The sequence below is a fragment of the Gracilibacillus oryzae genome (genome assembly GCF_009498735.1).
GTDB classification, from domain to species: Bacteria; Bacillota; Bacilli; order Bacillales; family Amphibacillaceae; genus Gracilibacillus; species Gracilibacillus oryzae.
On the sequence record NZ_ML762428.1, the window covers coordinates 162,384 to 166,044 of the forward strand.

The 3,661-nt window shown below is 37.4% G+C and carries 5 protein-coding genes; 2 read left to right on the top strand and 3 right to left on the bottom strand.

The window, feature by feature from the left end; all coding sequences use genetic code 11:
- Both F9U64_RS08875 and F9U64_RS08880 read right to left on the bottom strand, forming a co-directional pair.
- Window positions 1-1,236: MATE family efflux transporter (locus F9U64_RS08875; RefSeq protein ID WP_228275639.1), on the bottom strand; the 1,236-nt coding region annotated here is incomplete at its 3' end.
- A complete protein-coding gene (locus F9U64_RS08880) occupies window positions 1,197-2,063 on the bottom strand; it encodes a glycosyltransferase family 2 protein (RefSeq protein ID WP_153402655.1) in 867 nt (288 codons plus the stop codon). The genes F9U64_RS08875 and F9U64_RS08880, both read right to left, overlap by 40 nt.
- Window positions 2,064-2,404: 341 nt before the next feature.
- Between F9U64_RS08880 and F9U64_RS08885 the strand changes: the two genes are divergently transcribed.
- On the top strand, window positions 2,405-2,638 hold the full coding sequence (locus tag F9U64_RS08885) for a Fur-regulated basic protein FbpA (protein WP_153402656.1): 234 nt from the start codon (window positions 2,405-2,407) through the stop codon (window positions 2,636-2,638).
- A gap of 9 nt (window positions 2,639-2,647) precedes the next feature.
- Here the strand turns inward: F9U64_RS08885 and F9U64_RS08890 are convergent, their stop codons facing one another.
- Window positions 2,648-2,974 carry a MerR family transcriptional regulator gene (locus tag F9U64_RS08890; RefSeq protein WP_153402657.1) on the bottom strand — a complete coding sequence of 109 codons (327 nt, stop codon included), beginning with the start codon at window positions 2,972-2,974 and terminating at the stop codon, window positions 2,648-2,650.
- A 217-nt stretch (window positions 2,975-3,191) separates the two neighbouring features.
- Here F9U64_RS08890 and F9U64_RS08895 point away from each other — a divergent pair, with 217 nt between their 5' ends.
- Window positions 3,192-3,479: a HesB/YadR/YfhF family protein gene (locus tag F9U64_RS08895; protein ID WP_153402658.1), complete on the top strand. Its 288-nt coding sequence runs from the start codon at window positions 3,192-3,194 to the stop codon at window positions 3,477-3,479.
- Window positions 3,480-3,661 lie beyond the last annotated feature (182 nt).

Genomic DNA, 3,661 nt, shown 5'->3' on the forward strand with positions numbered 1-3,661 from the left:
AATGCCATCCTCACCAAGCCATTTTGAAAAAAGATAGGATAATGGATAACGCAATACCCAGAATGAAAGAAGATTGAGTATAAGCACCTGATACATTGCACCGGCAGCACGAACAATCCCATTCAATACAAAGTTAATTCCTAAAAAAGGATAGAAAAAAGCAATAATAATTAAATATTGGTCACCAAAAGATACTGCTGCCTCGTCCTGAATAAACAAACTGATTCCGAATTCTGCAAAAAAGACGATGATCAAAGCAAAAATTATCATTATCCCACTGTTATAGATGGTCGCATACATCGCAATTTTCTTTACGCGATCCCATTTTCCTATTCCTATGTTCTGACCAGCCATACTATTCACTGTTGCACTCAAAGCATGTGCCGGCAATAAGAATAGACTGTCTAACCGTTGTGCGGCACTATACCCTGCCACAACGGAAGGACCATGTGAGGCAACAACACTCATAATAGCAGCTGATCCTGCTGAAATCACAGCCATCTGAAGCCCGGAAGGTATACCAAGATTCAGAATCAGCTTTATTTCATGCCATTGCGGTTTTTCCGGCCATTTCACCGGAACTAACTTCTTTCTTTTCACATATATTACTCCATATAAAAATGAGAATCCTTGCGAGATGACTGTTGCCCATGCAGCACCTTCTATCCCCATTCGAAAAACAGAAATCAAAAGCGGATCAAGAAATATATTCAAAACAACAGCAATTGCTACAAATTTCAGTGGTGTCCGGCTATCTCCTACCGCCCTGAGAACGGTACTGATAAAATTATATCCAGCCAAAAACAGGATCCCCATTGCATTGATTCTTAAGTAAGTTATTCCGCCATCCAGCATGGAAGCTGGTGTACCTAAGAGACGAAGAAGCGGTTCTGCCAAAATAAAACCAAACAGCCCCATTACAACAGCTAATGAAGTTAAAGTGATGACAAAAGCATTGATATACCTTGCCACCCCTTGTTCATCACCTTTTCCTCTTTGTTGGGACAGAATGGTGAGCATGGTATTGTTGATCCCGATAATAAAGGATAGGACAGTGAAAATGATGGTCCCAGAAACAGCAACCGCACCCAGTGCTTCGGCTCCCAATAAATTCCCTACCCACAAACTGTCGATTAATTGATAGGATACTTGCAACAAATTAGCAAACATAATAGGCGAAGAAAAGTAGAAAAGGTCTAGCCAGATGTTTCCTTTTGTGAAATCTCGTTGTCGCACTTTTCTTCCCCCTTACTTTCTGTATTGATTCGAGAATGCGGCATCTGACCGTCCCAGATTCGCTCACTTTCTGATTCTCTTTCCTTTACATCAGGTTCTTCTAACAATAAGAAGAAATTTTTCGTCGGAAGGTAGCCTAAGCTATGTTTTTCTGACAATTTATCTAAATATGGTCTCATTCTGTCAGTATTCCTGGACTGATTGTTCCCTGTCTCAGAGAAATCGTACAATACACCCGCTACAGGCACGCGCCTTATTCGAAAATTTTTCGCAACCCTTAAGAAAAAGTCCCAGTCCCAGTAATTTCGCATCTTTTCGTCAAACAGCCCAATTTCATGATGAATAGAAGCTCGATACATGCTCCCTGATGGGACATAGGTAGAGAATTTACGCATTGCCTCCAAATCAAATTCATAGGCAAATAAACGGTGTGAAACAGGAACCCTGGCACACTCTTCCATACGATAGTTTACTATTTCGACATCTGAATAAACGAAATCATATTCTTTTGCTTCATGCAGCATTGTTTCCAGATGCGTCGGCAAAATAAGATCGTCATCATCTATAAGCATAATCCACTCACTTTTTACATAAGAAACAGCCGTATTCCTTGCACGCACATGATGACTATTCTTTTCTAAATCAATAAGCTTACATCTTAATTCTGGATATAACTCAACTATATGGGAAATATCCTCACCAGCATCATTGACAATAATCACTTCAAAGCCTTGAAATGTTTGTTGACATAATGATGCTAATAACTCCGCTAGAGCAATCGGGCGGTTATAAGTAGGAATTATAATGGAAACTTTCGTTTGATACATCGACTGATTCACCAATCTTTCCGAAATTATTACACAAGTGTGTAAATTATGTAATTTCTATAAAATGTATGTAAAGTTTGTTGACATGATCCAATACATCGTTAAAATGGAAGCATATAATACAGGTATAACCACAAACAAACTACTAATCAAACAACATACCTCTATTATATATTTCCAACAACAAAGAAAATTAACAAGCTACGATGATGTAACTATCATACAAAATTCTTACTAAAACATCACCTTTCGAATCCAATTATATATCGCAAGTTTAGCATAAAACAATTTTGGTCATACTTATCTTATTAAAGTGAAATTACGATTAGGAGGTTAGAATGATGGCATTTTTACGGGAAGCAGTAGAAAAACAGAAAATCTTCTTAATTGAACAACTGATAGCATGCGGCGAGGTAAAGGCGGATGACACGGAGATATACCAGAAACCATTGAGCGAATTAGTACATGACTATGAAAAATTCTGTATTGATTATGAACAAAAGAACCCTGACAGTTTAAAATTTACTAGATACAATCCCTACCAGCAAGATGAAGAGAAGCCTAGTCTTCATTAGGCTTCTCTTCTAACGTTCTTTTTGAATACCGAATCTTGCGTTAATTTCACCACGAAGCAGCTCGCGGCGCATCTTCTTCTCTTTCTTCCTCTCGGCACGCAGCATATCCTGTCTTATTTCATATGTCTGCACACCTTCTTCACGTTTGTTTGCAATATCAATTAAAAGTTCCACGTCAGCAAAGGAATATTTGCGATTTCCTTTCTCGGATCTTTCAGGAAACACCAGTTTTCGTTCTTCATAATAGCGGATCTGTCTCTCTGATAAACCTGTTAATTCACTAACAACACCGATTGTTATTACTTTCCTAGTCTTATAGGAAGAATTTTCAGACAATTAGAACACCACCCATGAATACTACGTTTCATTCAAGCTCTTAGTTAAAGTATACACTGTTATTTTTGTTATAGAAAAGTTTTGTAAGATAATCTTACAAACATTATAGATGATTATCTGCCAAAGGATTATTAGTGGAAATGAAAGGGAGCTTTCTGATATATTGTAAGGAATATAATGTGATGATTTAATCGGTAGAAAAAGGGGACAAAGTTATATGGAGATATCAATAACAAAACCGGCAGCTAAATGGTTTATTAATGAATTAAATTTAGAGGAAAATGACGCTGTCCGTTTCTTTGCAAGGTATGGAGGATTTGGCGGAGTCCATAAAGGATTCTCCCTTGCTCTAGAGAAAACACAGCCTAATAATGCTGGATTGCAAGTAAAAGAAGAAGGCATTTTATTTTTCGTGGAACAATCGGATTTATGGTACTTTGATAATAAAAACTTTCATATTAAATATTCCAGGAAATTTGATGAAATTGAATATGTGATTAAATAAAGGGAGACTAATAGTGAGAGTCTTACAGAAGATTAGCTTGTGACAATGAGTAAAAAGCGGATCACTCTCTTCTGAATGATCCGCTCCCTCATTATCCTGTCATCTCTATTGGGCATTTTTCTTTTCAATTGTTTCCTGTATCTTATCGTTCCCTTCGTCAACATAGTCCTTCCACTCTGCAT

Excerpts from the sequence above, each read along its gene's own strand:
- F9U64_RS08880 (WP_153402655.1), bottom strand. The coding sequence starts at position 2,063 with ATGTATCAAACGAAAGTTTCCATTATAATTCCTACTTATAACCGCCCG.
- F9U64_RS08885 (WP_153402656.1), top strand. The coding sequence starts at position 2,405 with ATGGCATTTTTACGGGAAGCAGTAGAAAAACAGAAAATCTTCTTAATT.
- F9U64_RS08895 (WP_153402658.1), top strand. The coding sequence starts at position 3,192 with ATGGAGATATCAATAACAAAACCGGCAGCTAAATGGTTTATTAATGAA.